The sequence below is a fragment of the Luteibacter sp. HA06 genome (genome assembly GCF_054061215.1).
In genome coordinates this window covers 3,110,788-3,127,415 of the sequence record NZ_JBSSDZ010000001.1, presented here as the reverse complement: position 1 = coordinate 3,127,415, position 16,628 = coordinate 3,110,788, and the positions used below count along the sequence as shown (strand labels likewise).

14 protein-coding genes, 1 tRNA gene and 1 pseudogene are annotated in these 16,628 nt (G+C 64.1%); 5 read left to right on the top strand and 11 right to left on the bottom strand.

Going from position 1 to position 16,628, the window contains the following annotated elements; translation table 11 throughout:
- Positions 1-418 precede the first annotated feature (418 nt).
- The 8 genes and pseudogenes from ACVWWJ_RS14395 to ACVWWJ_RS14360 all read right to left on the bottom strand — a co-directional run bounded on the left by ACVWWJ_RS14395 (position 419) and on the right by ACVWWJ_RS14360 (position 6,278).
- Positions 419-494 (bottom strand) — tRNA-Ala (locus tag ACVWWJ_RS14395).
- A 44-nt stretch (positions 495-538) separates the two neighbouring features.
- On the bottom strand, positions 539-778 hold the full coding sequence (locus ACVWWJ_RS14390; protein WP_456968415.1) for an HlyD family secretion protein: 240 nt from the start codon (positions 776-778) through the stop codon (positions 539-541).
- A gap of 577 nt (positions 779-1,355) precedes the next feature.
- Positions 1,356-1,421: pseudogene (locus tag ACVWWJ_RS14385) on the bottom strand (hypothetical protein); the annotation flags it as partial.
- Between the two features lie 133 nt (positions 1,422-1,554).
- Entirely contained in the window at positions 1,555-1,755 is a 201-nt protein-coding gene (locus tag ACVWWJ_RS14380) for a DUF1656 domain-containing protein (protein WP_456968414.1), read from the bottom strand.
- Positions 1,745-3,838 (bottom strand): FUSC family protein, encoded by a 2,094-nt coding sequence (locus tag ACVWWJ_RS14375; RefSeq protein ID WP_456968412.1) that lies wholly within the window; start codon positions 3,836-3,838, stop codon positions 1,745-1,747. Before ACVWWJ_RS14375 ends, ACVWWJ_RS14380 begins: the two co-directional genes overlap by 11 nt.
- Before the next feature lie 4 nt (positions 3,839-3,842).
- Positions 3,843-4,379, bottom strand: coding sequence for a hypothetical protein (locus ACVWWJ_RS14370; RefSeq protein ID WP_456968411.1), 537 nt, complete (start codon positions 4,377-4,379; stop codon positions 3,843-3,845).
- 114 nt (positions 4,380-4,493) lie between these two features.
- The gene (locus ACVWWJ_RS14365) at positions 4,494-5,405 is read right to left on the bottom strand and encodes a LysR family transcriptional regulator (protein WP_456968410.1); all 912 of its coding nucleotides are present in this window, start codon (positions 5,403-5,405) and stop codon (positions 4,494-4,496) included.
- A 72-nt stretch (positions 5,406-5,477) separates the two neighbouring features.
- Positions 5,478-6,278: an SDR family NAD(P)-dependent oxidoreductase gene (locus ACVWWJ_RS14360; protein WP_159895152.1), complete on the bottom strand. Its 801-nt coding sequence runs from the start codon at positions 6,276-6,278 to the stop codon at positions 5,478-5,480.
- Between the two features lie 112 nt (positions 6,279-6,390).
- On the opposite strand from ACVWWJ_RS14360, the gene ACVWWJ_RS14355 reads away from it, so the two are divergent.
- Together ACVWWJ_RS14355 and ACVWWJ_RS14350 are read left to right on the top strand one after the other, a co-directional pair.
- Positions 6,391-6,936: a MarR family winged helix-turn-helix transcriptional regulator gene (locus ACVWWJ_RS14355; protein WP_456968409.1), complete on the top strand. Its 546-nt coding sequence runs from the start codon at positions 6,391-6,393 to the stop codon at positions 6,934-6,936.
- Positions 6,937-7,266: 330 nt separating this feature from the next.
- Positions 7,267-9,684 carry a TonB-dependent receptor domain-containing protein gene (locus tag ACVWWJ_RS14350; protein ID WP_159895148.1) on the top strand — a complete coding sequence of 806 codons (2,418 nt, stop codon included), beginning with the start codon at positions 7,267-7,269 and terminating at the stop codon, positions 9,682-9,684.
- A 132-nt stretch (positions 9,685-9,816) separates the two neighbouring features.
- Here the strand turns inward: ACVWWJ_RS14350 and ACVWWJ_RS14345 are convergent, their stop codons facing one another.
- Positions 9,817-10,566 carry a 3-oxoacyl-ACP reductase family protein gene (locus tag ACVWWJ_RS14345; RefSeq protein WP_456968408.1) on the bottom strand — a complete coding sequence of 250 codons (750 nt, stop codon included), beginning with the start codon at positions 10,564-10,566 and terminating at the stop codon, positions 9,817-9,819.
- A gap of 114 nt (positions 10,567-10,680) precedes the next feature.
- Here ACVWWJ_RS14345 and ACVWWJ_RS14340 point away from each other — a divergent pair, with 114 nt between their 5' ends.
- Entirely contained in the window at positions 10,681-11,619 is a 939-nt protein-coding gene (locus ACVWWJ_RS14340) for a LysR family transcriptional regulator (RefSeq protein WP_456968407.1), read from the top strand.
- A gap of 102 nt (positions 11,620-11,721) precedes the next feature.
- On the opposite strand, the gene rnd is transcribed toward ACVWWJ_RS14340, so the two are convergent.
- Positions 11,722-12,840, bottom strand: coding sequence for a ribonuclease D (gene rnd / locus ACVWWJ_RS14335; RefSeq protein WP_456968406.1), 1,119 nt, complete (start codon positions 12,838-12,840; stop codon positions 11,722-11,724).
- Between the two features lie 111 nt (positions 12,841-12,951).
- Between rnd and ACVWWJ_RS14330 the strand changes: the two genes are divergently transcribed.
- Both ACVWWJ_RS14330 and ACVWWJ_RS14325 read left to right on the top strand, forming a co-directional pair.
- Complete coding sequence (locus ACVWWJ_RS14330) at positions 12,952-14,907, top strand: SUMF1/EgtB/PvdO family nonheme iron enzyme (RefSeq protein WP_456968405.1); 1,956 nt, start codon at positions 12,952-12,954, stop codon at positions 14,905-14,907.
- A gap of 105 nt (positions 14,908-15,012) precedes the next feature.
- Entirely contained in the window at positions 15,013-15,354 is a 342-nt protein-coding gene (locus ACVWWJ_RS14325; RefSeq protein WP_159895129.1) for a hypothetical protein, read from the top strand.
- 19 nt (positions 15,355-15,373) lie between these two features.
- On the opposite strand, the gene ACVWWJ_RS14320 is transcribed toward ACVWWJ_RS14325, so the two are convergent.
- On the bottom strand, positions 15,374-16,561 hold the full coding sequence (locus ACVWWJ_RS14320) for a GAF domain-containing sensor histidine kinase (RefSeq protein WP_456968404.1): 1,188 nt from the start codon (positions 16,559-16,561) through the stop codon (positions 15,374-15,376).
- Positions 16,562-16,628: the final 67 nt, after the last annotated feature.

Sequence of the window (16,628 nt, the reverse complement as noted above, 5' to 3'; positions counted from 1 at the left end):
GGCTCATGTACTTATTTGGCCTACGGCCGCTCCACTTGTCCGGAACTCGCATCGAGGGTGGACACCAAGGCCTCTCACGACGATACGGTCAGCTGGAAGGAGAGCCAACAGCCAAAGCGGCGTTGCTTCGTCGGCTCGACCCGCAAGAACCTCAGGGTTCGGAAGAGTCTTCGGTGCCCACCCTCGAGGCGAGTTCCCGACAAGTGGAGCGGCCGTAGGCCAAATAAGAACACGGGCCGCGGTAGCGGCCTTCCGGTACGAAACGCGAAGGGGTGTCTGAGCAGCGAGGGTGGGCACCGAAGGCTCTGCGCCTTGCCCTCCACCAGCGAGGGTGGGCACCGAAGGCTCTGCGCCTCATCCTCCACACAAAAAAGCCCCAAAGACCGATGGTCTTCGAGGCTTCGATGCGTTCAATAAGTGGTGGAGCCTGGGGGGATCGAACCCCCGACCTCGTCATTGCGAACGACGCGCTCTCCCGGCTGAGCTAAGGCCCCACGAAGCCGGGACTATATCAGCCGGAATCGGCTCTGCCAACGGGTCAGTGGGCGGACTCCCGGGCCAGCTCGATGCTAGCTGTCATCCCAGCCGCCAGTATCGCGTTCGCCGGTACCGTCGCCTCGTCGATGGCAATGCGCACGGGCACCCGTTGCGCCAGGCGCACCCAGGTAAACGTGGGATTGACGTCGGCAAGCAGGTCGCTGCCCGTCGGGTTGTCGCGGTCTGTGATGCCCCGCGCAAAGCCGGTGATGTGCCCGCCGAAATGAACGCCGCCGCTCATCAGTCGGATGTCGACAGGGTCGCCCACGTGGAGGCCGGGCAGGCGGGTCTCTTCGAAATACCCGTAAACGTAGTAACTGTGTCGGTCGATCAGCGCCACGTACGGGCTTCCCGTGGCTGCGTAGTCGCGCCGTGCGTACGACGAGGTTGGTGACATACCCATCGACCGGGGCGCGGACCTCGGTACGCTCCAGATCGAGCCGGCTCTGGTCCACGGTGACCTGGGCGAGGGCCACCGCGGCCAGCGCCTGTTCGCGCGCGGCACCCGCCTGGTGACCGGTGGCCTGGGCCTCATGCCATGCCGCCATGGCTGAGTCGGCGACCGATCTGGCGTTGTTGCGTTCTTCCTTCGGGATCAAATCGAGCAGTGCCTGGCGACGCGTGGCCTGTTCCTGGCGCATCTCGTATTCGGTTTTGCGCGCGTCGGCGCTTGCCTGCACGGCATCGATATTCGCGCCGGCTGCGTGGGCACTGGCTTTCGCAGCGGCGAGATTCGCCTCCGCTTGCTGGAGGGCGAAGCGGAAGCGCGAGGGATCGATCTCGAAAAGCACGTCACCTTTCTTTACGTCCTGGTTGTCGACAACCGCCACGCGTGTCACCAGGCCCGAGACGTCGGGTGCGATGCGCACGACCTCCGCGCGCATGCGCGCGTCCCGGGTCCATGGGGAAATCATGTAGTGGTTCCACAACAGGCGGCCGAGCAGCAAAGCGAGGCAGACGACGGTGGCGGTGATGCCGAGACGGAGCAGGGACTGGAGCGTGGTCTTCATGGGGTACTCAGGGATAGACCAGCAGGCCGATCGAGGCGAAGAGGCAGAAAAACAGGGCTACCCGAAACAGGGCCGGGTGCCACACATGGCGATACAGGCCGAAATGGCCGCCGACCGTGTCGATCAACCATTGCAGGAGCAGGCAGGCGAGGTAGATGAGGAGCATGCCTGGCACCGTGGCGCCGGCGAAATCGATCTCACGCGGCATGGAGTGGTTCCGGTGTCGTGTCGATGAAAGAGGCGAGGGCGGACTCGTCGTCACGGAGTGCCGCGTGAAGTTGCAGCAGGTGGGTCAACGGTGCACGACAACTCGCATACGCGCGTGGGAGCGCCTGCGTGGTAAGCGTGATCGCATGCCCGATGCTGCGATCGGCCTCCCGCCAGAGGTGGGCATCCGGTGTTTCGTACACGGCGGCCAGTGCGTCCACCGCGCGCTGCATGGCTCCTTTCAGCGGCGGCGGAAGCTCCGCATGCTGCATGTCCTGGCGCAATTCGATGACGGCGCGCACGCTTTCGTGAACCGCGAGTCCCCATGTCAGCAGGTGCTTCAGCTCAGCGCTGTCCGGCTTCGTGTGTTGCACGATCTGGTGGAGCAGGTCCCGGTTGGCGCTTTCAGCGTGGTGGAGCAGGCCAGTCATCGGAGACGATGCGGCAAACGTGACCTGCTGACGCAGTTTCTGCAGTTGTCGGCGACGCAACCATCCGGTGCCGATCACGGTGGGGATGAGCATGAACGCGACGCCACAGACGACGACGCCAAGCCATGAGCCGATCGCGTCGTTGAGCAACTGCACGGGGTTGTAGACCATCGGGTTTTTCAAGGCGAGGATGCCCGCGAAGCTCATGACATAGCCGGTGCCCATGCCAGGGAGGGTGGCGTTGCGCGTGAGCAGGTAAGGACCGATCAGCATCAACGGCATCGAGGAAAGAACCAGCATCAGGAAGCCGTCACTACCCGGCATCAGGTAGAAGGCCGTGATAAAGGCGGCGGTCATGCCGAGTGCGTAACCGATCGAGATATTGATGGCCGCCGACACCGGCGACGGCGACGTTGCCAATAACCCGCAGAAGTACGAGGCGGTCAGCAGCGCGCTGGGGCCCGACGACCAGCTCGTGCCGATCCAGAACACGCTCAACATGGCGAGGGCGGCGAAGCCTCGCAGCGCGGTGACCAGCGGTGCGACATAGTCATTGGAGCGTTTAAACGCGACGTGCTCGACACTCTCCGGCGGGCGCGCGTCGTTCTTGCGTAGTGACACCTCGAGCGCCGTGAGGTCAGCCATCTCGCCGGCAAAGCGCAGGGTCAGCGCGGCGCCGCTGTCGAATTCCGCCCGCACATCGGCGTCGTCCCGCAGCGACGCACGCAAGGTCGCCGCCAACATCGGCAGTTCCGCTTCACAGGCGACGACACGGTTCGCCAGAGGCCCCGGCGCCGTATGTCCGGACGACGCTTCCGATAGCGCCTCGCTCAAAGGGTCATACAACCGGAGGAGCGCCTCGGCGGTCGCGGGATGACTTTGCCGCTGGAGTCGTCGGATCAGGTGGTAAAGCGACTGGAAGGTGGTCGCCGCGGCCATGTAGCGAAGGTTGTGCAGCTGCATGCGACGGCTGCGCGCACGTGTCTCCGGGTCTTCGAAGATGACCGACGAGCGCAGGTCTTCGATCTGGACGGATGCCCGCAGGAAGCGAATGTGCTCTCGTTCCATCGATACCCGCGACGTACCGGCGCGCAGGCCTGCGGCCGTCAACGCGATGAACTGTTCGAAATGCTCTTGCCTGCTGCGACGAAGCACATCGCCGAGGCGGTCCGGAAACACCACGTCGCTGACCACGCCAGCCACGATGACGCCGAGCAGCACTTCGCTGACCCGCATCATGGCGCCGTCGAACACGCTGGTCGGATCGGTGATGGCCGGCAGCGCGACGATGGCCGCGGTGTAACCCGACAGCACGAAGCCGTAGGACATGAAGTTTCGGTATGTCATCGCGCCGGCGGCGCAGCCGGCCACCCACAACGAGAGGGCCAGCAGGAACATGTCCGGCTGCTGCGGAAACACCGCGATCAACAACAGCGCACAGAGGCTGCCCGCGACGTTGCCGATGGCGCGGTAGAAGCCTTTGGCCCGGACCATGCCGCTCTGCGGATGCATGACCAGCGCGACGGTGACCATCGCCGTGGCGGGTTGTTCGAGTTGAAGAAGCATGGCCAGCCATGCCGCGATATAGAACGCGAGCAGGCACTTGAACACGAAGATCCAGGCCTGCCGCTCCCCTACGAGAAAGTCGATCAACGCTTTAGCCCTGGATATGGACGCGCTGGGCGGGGCTCTCATCGATGCCGATGAGCATCAGGTTCTTCAGGTGGTCGATCTGGCGAGGGAGATCCTCGACGTTGCTCTTGCCCGGAGCGACCAGTGAGCGCGAAGACGCCACCAGGCGCGTGCCATCACAGAGCGTCATGGTGAGTGCAAACGGCGTCCTGGAAGCGGTGTTCGCCTGGCCCGGGGCTGGCGTTGCGCAGTAGGTGTCGTCTGCCGGCGGCGCATCACTCCCTGCGTCCACGACGAGCCGAGCAGCCGGGTGGTCCGTGGGATCGCGCAGCGGGAGTGCATGCGGGAACGTCTGCGCAATCTGCTCATGGGTGATGTTCGGAAGATGCCCACGAACCTCGACGGGCAGGGTGGGCAGCGCGTGCTCCCAGCGGTAGACGGTGTCGTTGGCAGTCGTCCATCGTGCGTCGGTCGTCGCGTGGCAGCCAGCGAGTAGCGTGGACGCGAACAGCGTGCATGCGAGGAGGGCGGATTGGCCTGCAACGGAAACGGTGCTTTTCATGGCGAGGCGTGCTGGGGTAGTTGCGATGCGGCAGTCTCTGCCGCATCGCGCCTCGGATATACCCCGCCAGACGACCTTCATCCGGGCCTGTCCGTCCCCAATGCCGTGCTTCGCCTACGTCTCCCAGGGCGCTCCTGATTCCCATCGCTGCGCAAGCAGGTCGATAAAGGCACGCGTTCGCGGCGCCAGATGCTGCCTGCTCGGATAGACCAGCCGAATGGGATCGGGTGGGGGCCGATGCTCACGCAATACTTCAACAAGCGTGCCCGCACGCAGCTCGTCGGCGAGTATGTAGTTCGGCAGGAACGTCAGGCCAAATCCTGCCAGCGCCATTTCACGCATGACCTCGTAACTGTCGATGTCCAGCCGCGCCGGCCCCTCGTAGGCATGCGGCACATCGCCCGTGTAGAGACGCCATGGCCGCGGTTGTTCGCCGACGGCGTACATGATCGTGTCGTGACTTAGCAGATCGCGCGGTGCCTGGGGGACGCCTCGCCTCGCCAGGTAATCCGGTGACGCGCACACGACGAACTGCCGCCAGGCGACAGTACGCGTCAGCATCTGCGAGTCTTCCTTGGGCGCACCGATGCGTATCGCCAGGTCGAAACCATCCTCGACCAGGTCGACGAAGCGGTCGGTGAACCAAAGCTCCGCGCGAAGTGCGGGCCACTCGTTGAGATAGGCGTTGAGTACGGGCAGCACGTGGCGCTGCCCGAAGGTGGGCGGCATCAGGAACTTCAGCGTGCCCGTAGGCTGGCTACGACGTAGTGCCATGGTGGCGTCGACGTCTTCAAGCTCGTCCAGGATCTGACGCCAACGTTCGTAGACCACGGCCCCTTCGTCGGTCAGGCTCAGCTTGCGCGTGGTGCGGTTAAGCAGGCGCAGGCCGAGCTGGGTTTCCAGGCGCACGATGCTCTTGCCGACGGCAGAGCGGGTCAGTTCGAGTGAGTTCGTGGCGGCGGTGATGCTCCCCGCTTTCACCACGGCGACGAAGGCCGCTATATCGCCGAATCGATGAGGTTTCACGAGCGGAATATTAGCAGGCTTCACGGGTGCCAGCCGCCGGGGAAGGCCGCTGGCACCACGTCTCGTGGAGCGTTACGCCTTCGTATAACGCGGCGCCGGTGTACCGGTCTGGGTCGCCGCGAACAGGGCGGCACGCGCGCTGTCGTACGCGGTCCACAGGCCGTCGTCGGCAACGGAAGGCCAGGTAACCGTCTCGCCGTTGTCCAGGCCGGTGAGCGAAGCATCCACCATGTCTTCGGCGCTCATGATGGACTCCTCGCGCAGCGCGGAGAGCGGGATGCCGGAGACCTCTTCCGACCAGATCTCGGTGGCGGTGGAGGCGGGCAGAACCAACTGGACCTTGACGCCGGTGTCGGCAAGCTCGGCTTGCAGGCCGCGGGTGAAGGCCAGGACATAAGCCTTCGTGCCGCTGTAGACAGCGCTGATCGGCAGCGAATGCACCGCGAGCACCGAGGCGACGTTGATGATCGTGCCTTCGTTGCGCGCCACGAGGCCCGGCAGGACAGCCTGCGTGAGGCGGGTGAGGGCGGTGATGTTCAGTGCCACCTGCGAGTGGGCATCCGCGACCGAGGTGTCCTTCAAGGGACGAAGACGTGCGAGGCCCGCGTTGTTGACCAGCATCCGCACACTGTCGTCCGCGGTGAGCAGGGCTTCCACCTTCGCGACATCGGCGTCTTTCTCGAGGTCGGCAGCCAGCACGCGTACATCGACTCCGTGGGCCTTGCCGAGCTGGTCCGCCAGTGAGGCAAGGCGTTCTGCCCGGCGCGCTACCAGGACCAGATCGTAGCCCCGGGCGGCCAGGCGCTGGGCATACACGGCGCCGATACCCGAGGAAGCACCGGTGACGACGGCGGTTTTCTTGGAAGAGGACATGATGACACTCCGGTTACAGTAGTTGAGGGCTCAAGCAAAAGGTTGAGTGCTCAACGTTATAGGCGTAGACTGGCGACTTGTCAATGCTTCAGTGCTCAACCATCCTTCCGTCATGGCGAAAACCTCCAAGAAGCCGAATGCGCAGCAAGCCGTCGCCGACAAGGCGGCGTCTGACGCGAGCGCCTTCCTCGCCCTCGCTTGCACAAATACGGCCCTGAGGCGGGCCGCGAGGCGCCTCGGCAATCTTTATGACGACGCGCTCGCCCCGGTCGGGCTGAAAGCCACGCAGATCGGTCTGCTCGCGGACATCGAGCGCCTGGCTGCCGCGAACGAGGGGAGGTCGCCGACGCTCCAGGATCTGGCGACCAAGCTGGTGCTGCAGATTTCCGCCGTCACTCATGCGCTGCGGCCATTGGTGCGGGACGATCTGGTGGTGCTGTCGCCGGATAAGGAAGACAGGCGAGCCAAGCGGGTCGCGCTCACCGACCACGGAGCGGTCGTGTTACATGACGCTCTGCATCTCTGGGCCGCGGCGAATCAGCAGGTCGAGAACGTACTCGGCAGCGAAGCGGCGGACGCATTGCGGACGTTGGCGGACTACGTCTCCTCCGACGAGTTCCTGGCTGCCTATGGCAACGCCGACGCCGACGCCCGCTGAATCCGCCTCCCCGATTAACTGTGGGCGGAATTCTTCCTAATGGCGGCGTTGTAAATATGCTGTAAAATAAGCATGAGAATCTTCTGGGGTAGCGAAGACGCACGCATTATTTCGTGCGATTCGCCGCAATAAAAAAACGACATCGCAATATCCGCCCGGTCAACGTCGACTGGGCTTTTTTATGCCTAGGGAAAGCGTGTGAACTTGCGTATTTCAGCAAGTATTACGCAGCAATGACAGCAGAAATCGCAGGTGCCTTCGATTATCGAAAGATAGTGTCGAACGGGTAACTGCGGATAACGATTAACCCTTGTAACTCAGGAAACTCCAGTGAAAAGAAACCATCTCTCCTTGGCGATCGCCGTCGTCTTTTCGATGGCCGCGGCTTCGGTCTGGGCACAGGACGCGGCGAGCCAGTCGGATACCACGACCGCCACGCAGACGCCTGCACAGCGCAGTGCTTCGAGCACGTCCAACACGACGACCTCCAACGACACGCGTCGCGTGCAGCAGATGAGCAATGTGCAGGTTTCGGCCTCCAGCCTCACCCTGGGTGCGGGCCTGATGTCCGTGCAGACGGCGGCCAAGGCGGTTTCGACGATTACCCGCGACGCGATCGTCAAGGCCTCGCCGGGCGCGAACTTCACCCAGATGATCGGCTCGATCCCGGGCGTGAATGCCGCGACCGACGACGTCACGGGCCTGGCCAACGGCCACTACTCGATTCGCGGCTTCGACTCCTCGGATATCGGCATGACGCTCAACGGCGCGCCCATCACCGACTCGGGCAGCTACTCGGTCTACGCGACCGAATACGGCGACAGCGAAAACATGGGCGACATCACGGTTCTGCAGGGCATCCCGGATATCGACATGCCGGACTCCGGCGCCAGCGGCGGTCACATCGGCTGGGCGACGATCGATCCGTCGCACAAGGCCGGCGTGGATTTCACCCAGAGCCTGGGAAGCAACGATTATCGCCGCACCTTCATCCGCCTCAACACCGGTGACACCGGTCCGGTGCGTTCGTGGATCTCGTATTCGCGCAACACCGCCGACAAATGGCGTGGCCCGGGCGATCTGGAAGTGACCAAGGTCGACGGCAAGTCGGTGTGGACGATCGACGATAACAACTCGATCAGCGCGTCGCTGCAGTACAACCGCGAAAACAACATCAATTACCGTTCGCTGACCAAGGCGCAGGTCGCCCAGAACGGCTACCACTACGACTACCTGAACACCTGGCTGCCGGGTAGCTCGACTGCCGCGATCAACAACAACACGTATTACTACGGCCTGCGCACCAATCCGTTCAAGAGTTACATGGCCAGCCTGGATGGTGAGTTCAAGTTCAGCGACAGCCTGCGTCTGTCCGTTGTCCCGTACTTCTGGTACGGCAATGGCGGCAGTGGTGCGGGTGCCACGGTGAACGAAGCACCGACCGGTGCGGACCGCTTCGGCTACGCCAACCAGGACGTCAACAACAACGGCGTTGTCTCGGCCAACGACAAGGGCGTCGTCTATTCGTACTCGGCCGCGCTGACCTATCGCCCCGGCATCATCGCCAAGTTCAACCAGGACCTGGGCCAGGACAACAGCCTCGAGTACGGCGTGTGGTACGAGCGCTCGCGCAAGAGCCAGTCCGATATTTACGGCTTGGTGAACGGCGAGGGTACGCCAGCTTCGATCTGGGGCGACGACAGCTTTGTGACCTACCCGGGCAGCGGCCTGGGCCAGAAGGTTTACAACGAATACACGAATACCGAGATCAAGAAGGGCTTCGTCACCGACAACTGGACGCCGAACGACTACTGGACGTTCACCGCGGGCGTCAGCTACCTGTGGACCAATCGCACGGGCTTCGCGCAGGAATATCCGGGCTCGGTCGCCGGTGCGTTGACCAAGCAGCAGTTCACCACGGACGTGGACAAGAACTGGCACAAGGTGTTGCCGACGGCAGGCGTGAAGTTCCAGCTGGATGAGCGCAACCAGTTCTACATTGGCAGCGGCAAGACCTTCCGCGCGCCGCCGAACACGGTGCTCCTGCTGAACTCGCTGGCTAACCAGCAGGCGGCCAATGCACCGGAAACGGCATGGAACACGGACCTTGGCTGGCGTTTCTATGGCGATGCGCTCTCGGTCAGCGCCGATGTCTATCGCAGCAATTACAACAACAAGCAGGAAAGCGCGTTCGACGAAACGACGGGCTATACGTATTACACGTCGATCAAGCGCATGCACATGCAGGGCTTCAGCTCGGAAGCCAGCTACAAGCTGAGCCAGGACTGGACGGCGTATGCGTCCTACACGTACACCCAGGCGAAGATCGTCGGCAATATCGACGGTGGTGGCGACGGTATCTATCCGTCCAATGGCAAGACGATGCCGGACACCGCGCGCAACATCGGCAACGTGAGCCTCAGCTATGACGACAACGCCCACATCTGGGCCACGTTGTCGGCGCGCGTCAGCAGCTCGCTTTACGGTGACTACCTCAATACCGAACGCGTGGGCGGATTCACGCAGTTCAACCTGGCCGGTGGTTACCGCTTCAGTGATTGGGAGGCTCTCAAGTCGCCGTATATCAAGGTCAACGTGAGCAACCTGACCGACCACAAGGCGTTCTCGTATGTCAGCTCGGCGCAGTTCCTCGCAACCACGCAGGGCTCGCTGTATACCAGCTCGCCGACCTACGGCCTGCTTCAGCCGCGCGCGTTCATGATCACGTTCGGGGCGTCGTTCAACTAAGCCGTCGTGTTTGTGTGGGAGCCGATTCATCGGCGATGGGGCCTGGCGCGTCACCGCTCCGTTGGCTTTTCGCCGCTGAAGCGGCTCCCACATGTCTTGGCATCGCCGCTGAAGCGGCTCCCACACAGACCATCAGGCAGCGAAGCCGCCGTCGATCAGGAGGTTCGCACCGGTGATGTTGGCTGCTTCGGGGCCGGCGAGATAGGCGACGAAACTGGCTACCTCATCGGCATGACCGTAGCGGCCGACGGCAAGCATCGGCAGCAACTGCGCAGCGAACGGGCCGTCCTTCGGATTCATGTCGGTATCGATCGGGCCGGGCTGCACGTTATTGACCGTGATGCCGCGGGGGCCGAGATCGCGAGCGAGTCCCTTGGTGAGACCCTGGAGTGCCGATTTGCTCATGGCATAGACTGCGCCACCCGGGCCGGGCATGCGCTCCGCGTTGGTGCTGCCGATGTGGATGATGCGACCGCCGTTGTTCATTGCCCGGGCGCCCAACTTGCTCGCGACGACCGCGGCCCGCACGTTCACCGCAAGCGTGCGATCGAGTTCTTCGATCGGGAAATCTTCGATCGGGCTGAAGGCGAGGACGCCCGCATTGTTGACCAGGATATCGAGACCGCCGAAGGCTTCCTTCGTCTTCGCGACGGCAGCGTCAATCGCGGTGTCGCTAGCGCTATCCGCCTGGAAAGCGACGGCACGACCACCCTTGGCCGTGATGTCGGCGACGACGGCTTCGGCCGCAGCAGCGCCATTGACATAGGTAAGCACGACATTCGCGCCACCGGCGGCGAGGCGACGGGCAATGGCGGCGCCGATGCCGCGTGATCCGCCGAGGATGAGGGCGCTCTTGCCCTGGATGGAATTGAGATCGCTCATGGCATGACTCCGTAGTGAGGTGATGTGGACACCAACATTAATAGCGCCGGCGGGTCGGTATCGGTAGGCTTGATGTCGCCCATGCAGTCGATCCTATCGGTTTAGAATCGTGCCATGGACACCCTCAACGGAATTGTCTGCTTCATCCGTAGTGCCGAGTCCGGCAGCTTCGCCGCGGCCGGTCGGGCCCTGGGGCTGACCCCGGCTGCCGTAGGCAAGAACGTGGCGCGCCTCGAGGCTGCCCTCGGTGTCCGGCTGTTCCAGCGCAGCACGCGGCGTCTGTCGCTTACGGAGGCGGGCGAGGCGTTCCGGCTGGAGGTCGTGGACAGTCTGGACAGCCTGCAGACGGCGATGTCCAACGCCACTGTGGCGCATGCCAGTCCGAGCGGCAGGCTGCGGGTGAGCATGGGCAACGCATTCGGGCGCGACTGGATCGTTCCCCTATTGGGCGCCTTCCTCCGTGCAAACCCAAGGGTCCAGCCGGATTGGCATTTCGACAACCGGGCCGTCGACCTTATCGGCGAGGGATTCGACGTTGCGATCGGCGGGGGCTTCGACTTGCAGCCCGGTCTGGTCGCCCGCCGGTTGGCTCCGGCGCACCGGGTCCTCGTGGCCTCGCCGTCCTACCTGTCGACGCGTGGTGTGCCGGCTACACCGGCTGAACTCGCCGGACGGGCAGGCATCCTCCTGCGCTCTCCCCAGACCGGTCGGATCCGTAACTGGACTCTCGTCGACGGCGCGGGTGGCAAAGCGTCCATCGACCTGGAAACACGCATCCTGTTCGACGATCCCGATGCAGCGAACCAGGCGGCGACGCAGGGACTTGGCATCGCACTGGTGTCCGTGCCGCATGCGCTGCCGTATATCGAGCGGGGCTTGTTAAGGCGTGTGTTGCCCGACTGGTGGGTGGATGGCGGCGATATTTCGATCTACTACGCGGCGCAAAAGCTGTTGCCGCGGAAGACGCGCGTGTTCGTGGAACACGTGATGGCATCGTTCGAGCGGGACGACCTCGCTGCGCGGTTCTCGGCGCAGCATCCGGCGATGCGGTAACGCCTCAGCGTGCTGGTGTGGGAGCCGATTCATCGGCGAAAGCCAACGGAGCGGTGAAGTGGCAAGGCCATTCGCCGATGAATCGGCTCCTACATGTTCTTTTTAGCGGGGCAGGAGGCCGGCCAGGCGTTCGTGGAGGACGCCGCGGCGCCAGCCTTCGAGGGCTTCGGGCCATGCGCCTGTCATCACGTATTCCTCCATCGACCGGCGCGAGCAGAGCAGGCCGGGCGGAAGGTCGAGCTGGGTTGCGAGCAGGTCGATCACGCTGCGCATCTCGTTGATAGCGCGCTTGGCGTCGCCCACCGGATGACCCACGACGGGCGCCGTCGACTCGATTTCTTCGCTCTCCAGCGGTTGCTGAAGCAGGTCGAACAGTTCCTTGCGCTGCGGCGAGCGCAGCGAGCGGGTACCACGCACGCGTTCGTCAAGGTTCGCGGCATCACGCGGCCGGCTGCTGGTGAGATCCAGCGCCTGGGCGTCTTCGAGAAGCCACGAGCGCGGTTTGTCCAGCTCGCGAGCGGTCGTCTCGCGCCAGCGCAGCACGCGGCGAAGCAGGGCCTGCTTCTCCGGAGTCCACTCTGCGGCGGCCTTGAAGCTGCGCTGCGGTTGCGGATCGCCTTCGCGCTGACTGGCACGGCGTTTCATTCGTGAGCAGTCTTCCGCGTGCCAGGCAGCGCGGTCACGCTCGACCAGGCGCTCGCTGAGGATCGCGTGGACCGGGTGCAGGTGGACCACGTCGAGCGTCGCATAGAGCTTCTGCGATTCGGTCAGCGGGCGTTGCAGCCAGTCGCTGCGGGTCTCGCCCTTGTCGAGCTCCGCGCCCACCAGTTCCGCAACCAGCGCCCGGTAGCTGATGCCCAGGCCCATGCCGACAAAGGCAGCGGCGATCTGGGTGTCGAACAGGGTATGCGGGCCGTCAGGCAGGAACGGCGACATGGCTTCGAGATCTTCGCCGGCGCTGTGCATCACCGTAACGACAGGGTGGTCGGCGAACGTGGGTTTCAGCGTGTCACCCAGCGGAAACGCGACGGGGTCGATCAGCGCGTAACGGCCCTCGTGGGCCAGCTGAAGCAGGGCGAGCTGCGGATAGAAGGTGTTACGTCGCATGAACTCGGTGTCGAGTCCGACGACGGCTGTCGGGCCCACCGGAGCGAGCCAGGTGGTCAACTCGTCGTGGTTGTCGATCCACGGTGCGGCGGGAGCGAGGTCGCTCGATGTCATTCCTGCGTCCTTGTGCATGCATGGAGCGCGCGCGACGTTCGTGTTGCCCTGCCGCACGCGATTCTCTAAGGTGGCAGCGCACGATAGCAGGCCCGCACGGAACAGCCCACCATGCCGAACACCGAAACCGTCCGCCGACAGCGCGCCATTGGCGGCTCCCTGGGCGTGGCTGTGCTCGGTTTCGCCTTGTTTTATCACTTCTTTCCGCAGCTGCTGCATGTGGAACCGGGCCAGAACACGCCGCGCTCACCGATGCGCGGGCAGCCCACGACGATGGGGTTCGATCAACGCCCGCAGGCTGCCCCCGGTGCCATCGTGTCGGAGATCGACGCGGGCCCGCCGATCATGCTTGCGCCTGCATCGGTTATCGCCGGGCGTCGTCGCGAGAAGACCAACGAGGTCGATCTTCCAGCCCAGAAGACACCCGATTCGCCCGAACTGAGCGCCGTACTCGACCGCGCCGACAAGGCCTTGCAGGCCGATCGGCTGGTCGGTGGCAAGGACAGCGCGGCAGCGATGTTCGAGGCCGTGCTCAAACAGAAGGCGGACAGCCAGCGCGCGCTTGGCGGCATGGACGAGGTACGTGCACGGCTCGCGGCGGAAATCGAGCAGGACATCGCACTGGGTGACGCCGATGCCGCGCGCGACGGAATCTCGGCGCTCAAGGCGTTGCCAGGCGCCACCGGCGACGTCACGCCGCTGCAGGAGAAGCTGGCGATCCTCGACAAGGTGCGGCCGATGCTGGGCAAGGCGGCCAGCCAGCTGCAGGAAGGCAAGGCCGACCAACCGCACGGTGACAGCGCACTGGACACGTATCGCGCGGTGCTCGAGCTCGATCCGGACAACGCCGTGGCGGAGCAAGGCGTGATCCAGGTCCAGCGAGCTGTCCTCGACAAGGCGCTGGCCGCTGTCGCCCAGAACGACTTCGCTGCCGCGGACACCTTCCTGGCTGAGGCGGCGACCATCCTGCCCGAATCGCAAGGGCTTCAGGATACGCGCGGCCGTATCGAAGGCATGCGTCGCCAGAGCGGCTCGGCCATGCTTGCCCAGGCCCGTTCGGCGCTGGATGCCGGCAATATCGAACTGGCCCAGCAGTTGGCGACGAAGGCGCAGCAGATCAGCCCCGACCTGGCCGGCATCGACGATTTCAACGAGCGCGTGACAAACGCCCGCCTTTACGCAAGTTACAAGCCGGGTCAGGTTTTCGCCGATCGGTTCGTCGACTCGACCGGACAGGCTCCCGCCCTCGTCGTCCTTCCCACGGGGCGCTTCATGATGGGCTCGCCAGACGGCGAGCGCGGTCACGATACCAATGAGGCGCCCGCGCACGAAGTCCAGATCGACAAGGGCGTCGGCATGGGCCGCAGCTCGGTGACGATCGGCCAGTTTCGCGACTTCGTGCGGTCCAGCGGTTACGTGCCGCAGTCGCAATCCCTCGGTGGCGGCAGCGTCTACGACGAACAGAGCGGCGGCCTGCGTGACGAAACCTCGGCAACCTGGCAGGACGACTACGCGGGAAAACCTGGCCAGGAGCGCCTGCCTGTCATCAACGTATCCTGGAACGACGCCAAGGCGTATGCCGACTGGCTTTCGCAGCGCACGGGCAAGAAGTATCGCCTCGCCAGCGAGGCGGAATTCGAGTACGCGCTTCGCGCCGGCAGCACGACGCGGTACTGGTGGGGTGATGACAATCCCACGTCGCGGGTGGAGAACCTGACCGGTGGCAACGACCGCTCGGGCTCCGGACGCCGCTGGAGCAATGCGTTCAACGGCTACAAGGACAGCTATTGGGGTCCGGCGCCGGTCATGAGCTTCGCGGCGAATCCATTCGGCCTTTACGACATGGGCGGCAATGTCTCGGAATGGGTCGGCGACTGCTGGCACGACAACTACATACGTGCCCCGCGTACGGCCGACGCCTGGGTCAATCCGGGCTGTTCACGTCGCGTCATCCGGGGTGGATCATGGGGCAGCGCTCCGGATATGGTCCGCTCCGCCTACCGTCAGGGCGCGGCCGCGGACCTGCGCAGTGCACGCGTCGGATTTCGTGTCGTGCGCGAACTGTAGTGGGCGCTGTAAGGTTTGCCGAAACCGCGCCACGTAACGCTTGACGCCGAACCGTTACTGGTTACAAATGAGGTTTAGCCCTATCCGACGCCACGAGGTCCGAGCGTGTCCACCTCCATCATCGTTGGCTATCGTCCGTTTCCGGGTCGCACCGATCTGGTCGTTTCGATTCTTCTCGAAATCTATGAGGCGATGCAGCGCGCGGGACTGATCACGGCGCGACGCCCCTGGATCATGCGAAGCGAAGATGGTGACGTGGTCGCGGCCTTTGAAATGACCGACCAGTATTCGTTCGCCGCGTCGGAGAAATTGCGCGAGGTCAGTGTCCTGCGAGCTCGCCTGATGGGTGTCGCCGAACGCTTGCCGCTGGCAAATTTGCCAGAGAGCGGGCAGCCCTATGCGGAGTTCGAGACGACGACCGAGTATCCGGCCGCGGCAGCGCGCTGAGGGTCGGCGGCTCCGGGGGTCAGGCGGCGCTAAGGGGCAGGCGCAGGGTGAAGCAGGTGCCGTCGTCCATGCTGGAGCAGACGGTCAGCGTGCCGCCATGCGCACGGGCAATTTCGGACGCGATGTACAACCCCAGACCGAGACCGGGGCGAGGCGTCGCGGCTTCGGGCCGGTAGAACGGCTGGAAAAGCATGCCTTGCGTCGCAGGATCGATGGGCGTACCAAAGTTGGTAACGGCCAGGACGACGATGCGGTCTTCGACGTGCCCCTCGACGCGGATCGGCCGTCGCGTGTCGCCATGTGAGATGGCGTTGTTGAGCAGATTGGCAAGGAGCTGCTGAAGGCGCACCGGGTCGAAGCGCAGTTCGCCGGGAACGTCGACCTGGCTGACGATTCTTGCATTAGGGTGTGCAGCCGAGACCTCGGCAACGACACGTCCAATCGCTGCGGCGAGGTCGCCTTGATCAAGCTGGGCGACCGGAATTCCCGAGGCCAGGCGTGCCCGGGCAAAATCCATGATGTCGTCGATCAGATCAGCCATGCGTTTCGCGCTGGCCGTGACCACGGCCGCCAGGCGGCCGGCGCGCGGTGGCAGATCCATGCCGGATAGGGCTTCGGCAGCCATCCCCGCTGCCTGCAAGGGGCTACGCAAGTCGTGGCCGACAACGGCGAGGAACTGCTCTCGCAGCACACCTTCATCGACCGAGGTGCGCAGGGCGCGTTCGGCGTTTTCCACGCGGCCTTCCAGGGCCATCTGCGACGCGATGAGTTCGCCGTAGAGAACCATCTCTGCGGCAACCTGTTCTTCATCCAGGTCATTGGGGCGCGAGTCGATCGCGCAGAGCGTGCCGAAGAATTCGCCGTCGACCGTATAGATCGGTACGGATGCGTAGGACTCGAGCCCGTAATGCTTCGGCGTGTGGTGTTTCGAATAGACGGCGTGCTCGCTCGCGTGGCCGAATACGACCGGTTGACGGTGCGAGCGAATGTCATTGCATATGGTGGTCTCGAGGACCAGGTCTTCGCCGGGCTTGAGTCCGAAACCCAGGTCGTCGCGTACGGCGCAGGCGGTCCAGCGGTTTTCGGTCACCCGGGCGACGGCGGCGAAACGCATCCCTGTGGCGCGGACGACGGCGTCGAGGATGCGCGGCACGACGGGAAGACGCAAAATCGCCTCGACCGACGTATCGACATCTGTTTGAAGCATGGCCCCGTTACCACTCATCGTGCCCAGTCTAGCGGCTGTGCGGGACGTCGACCATGATCGGTGCTAG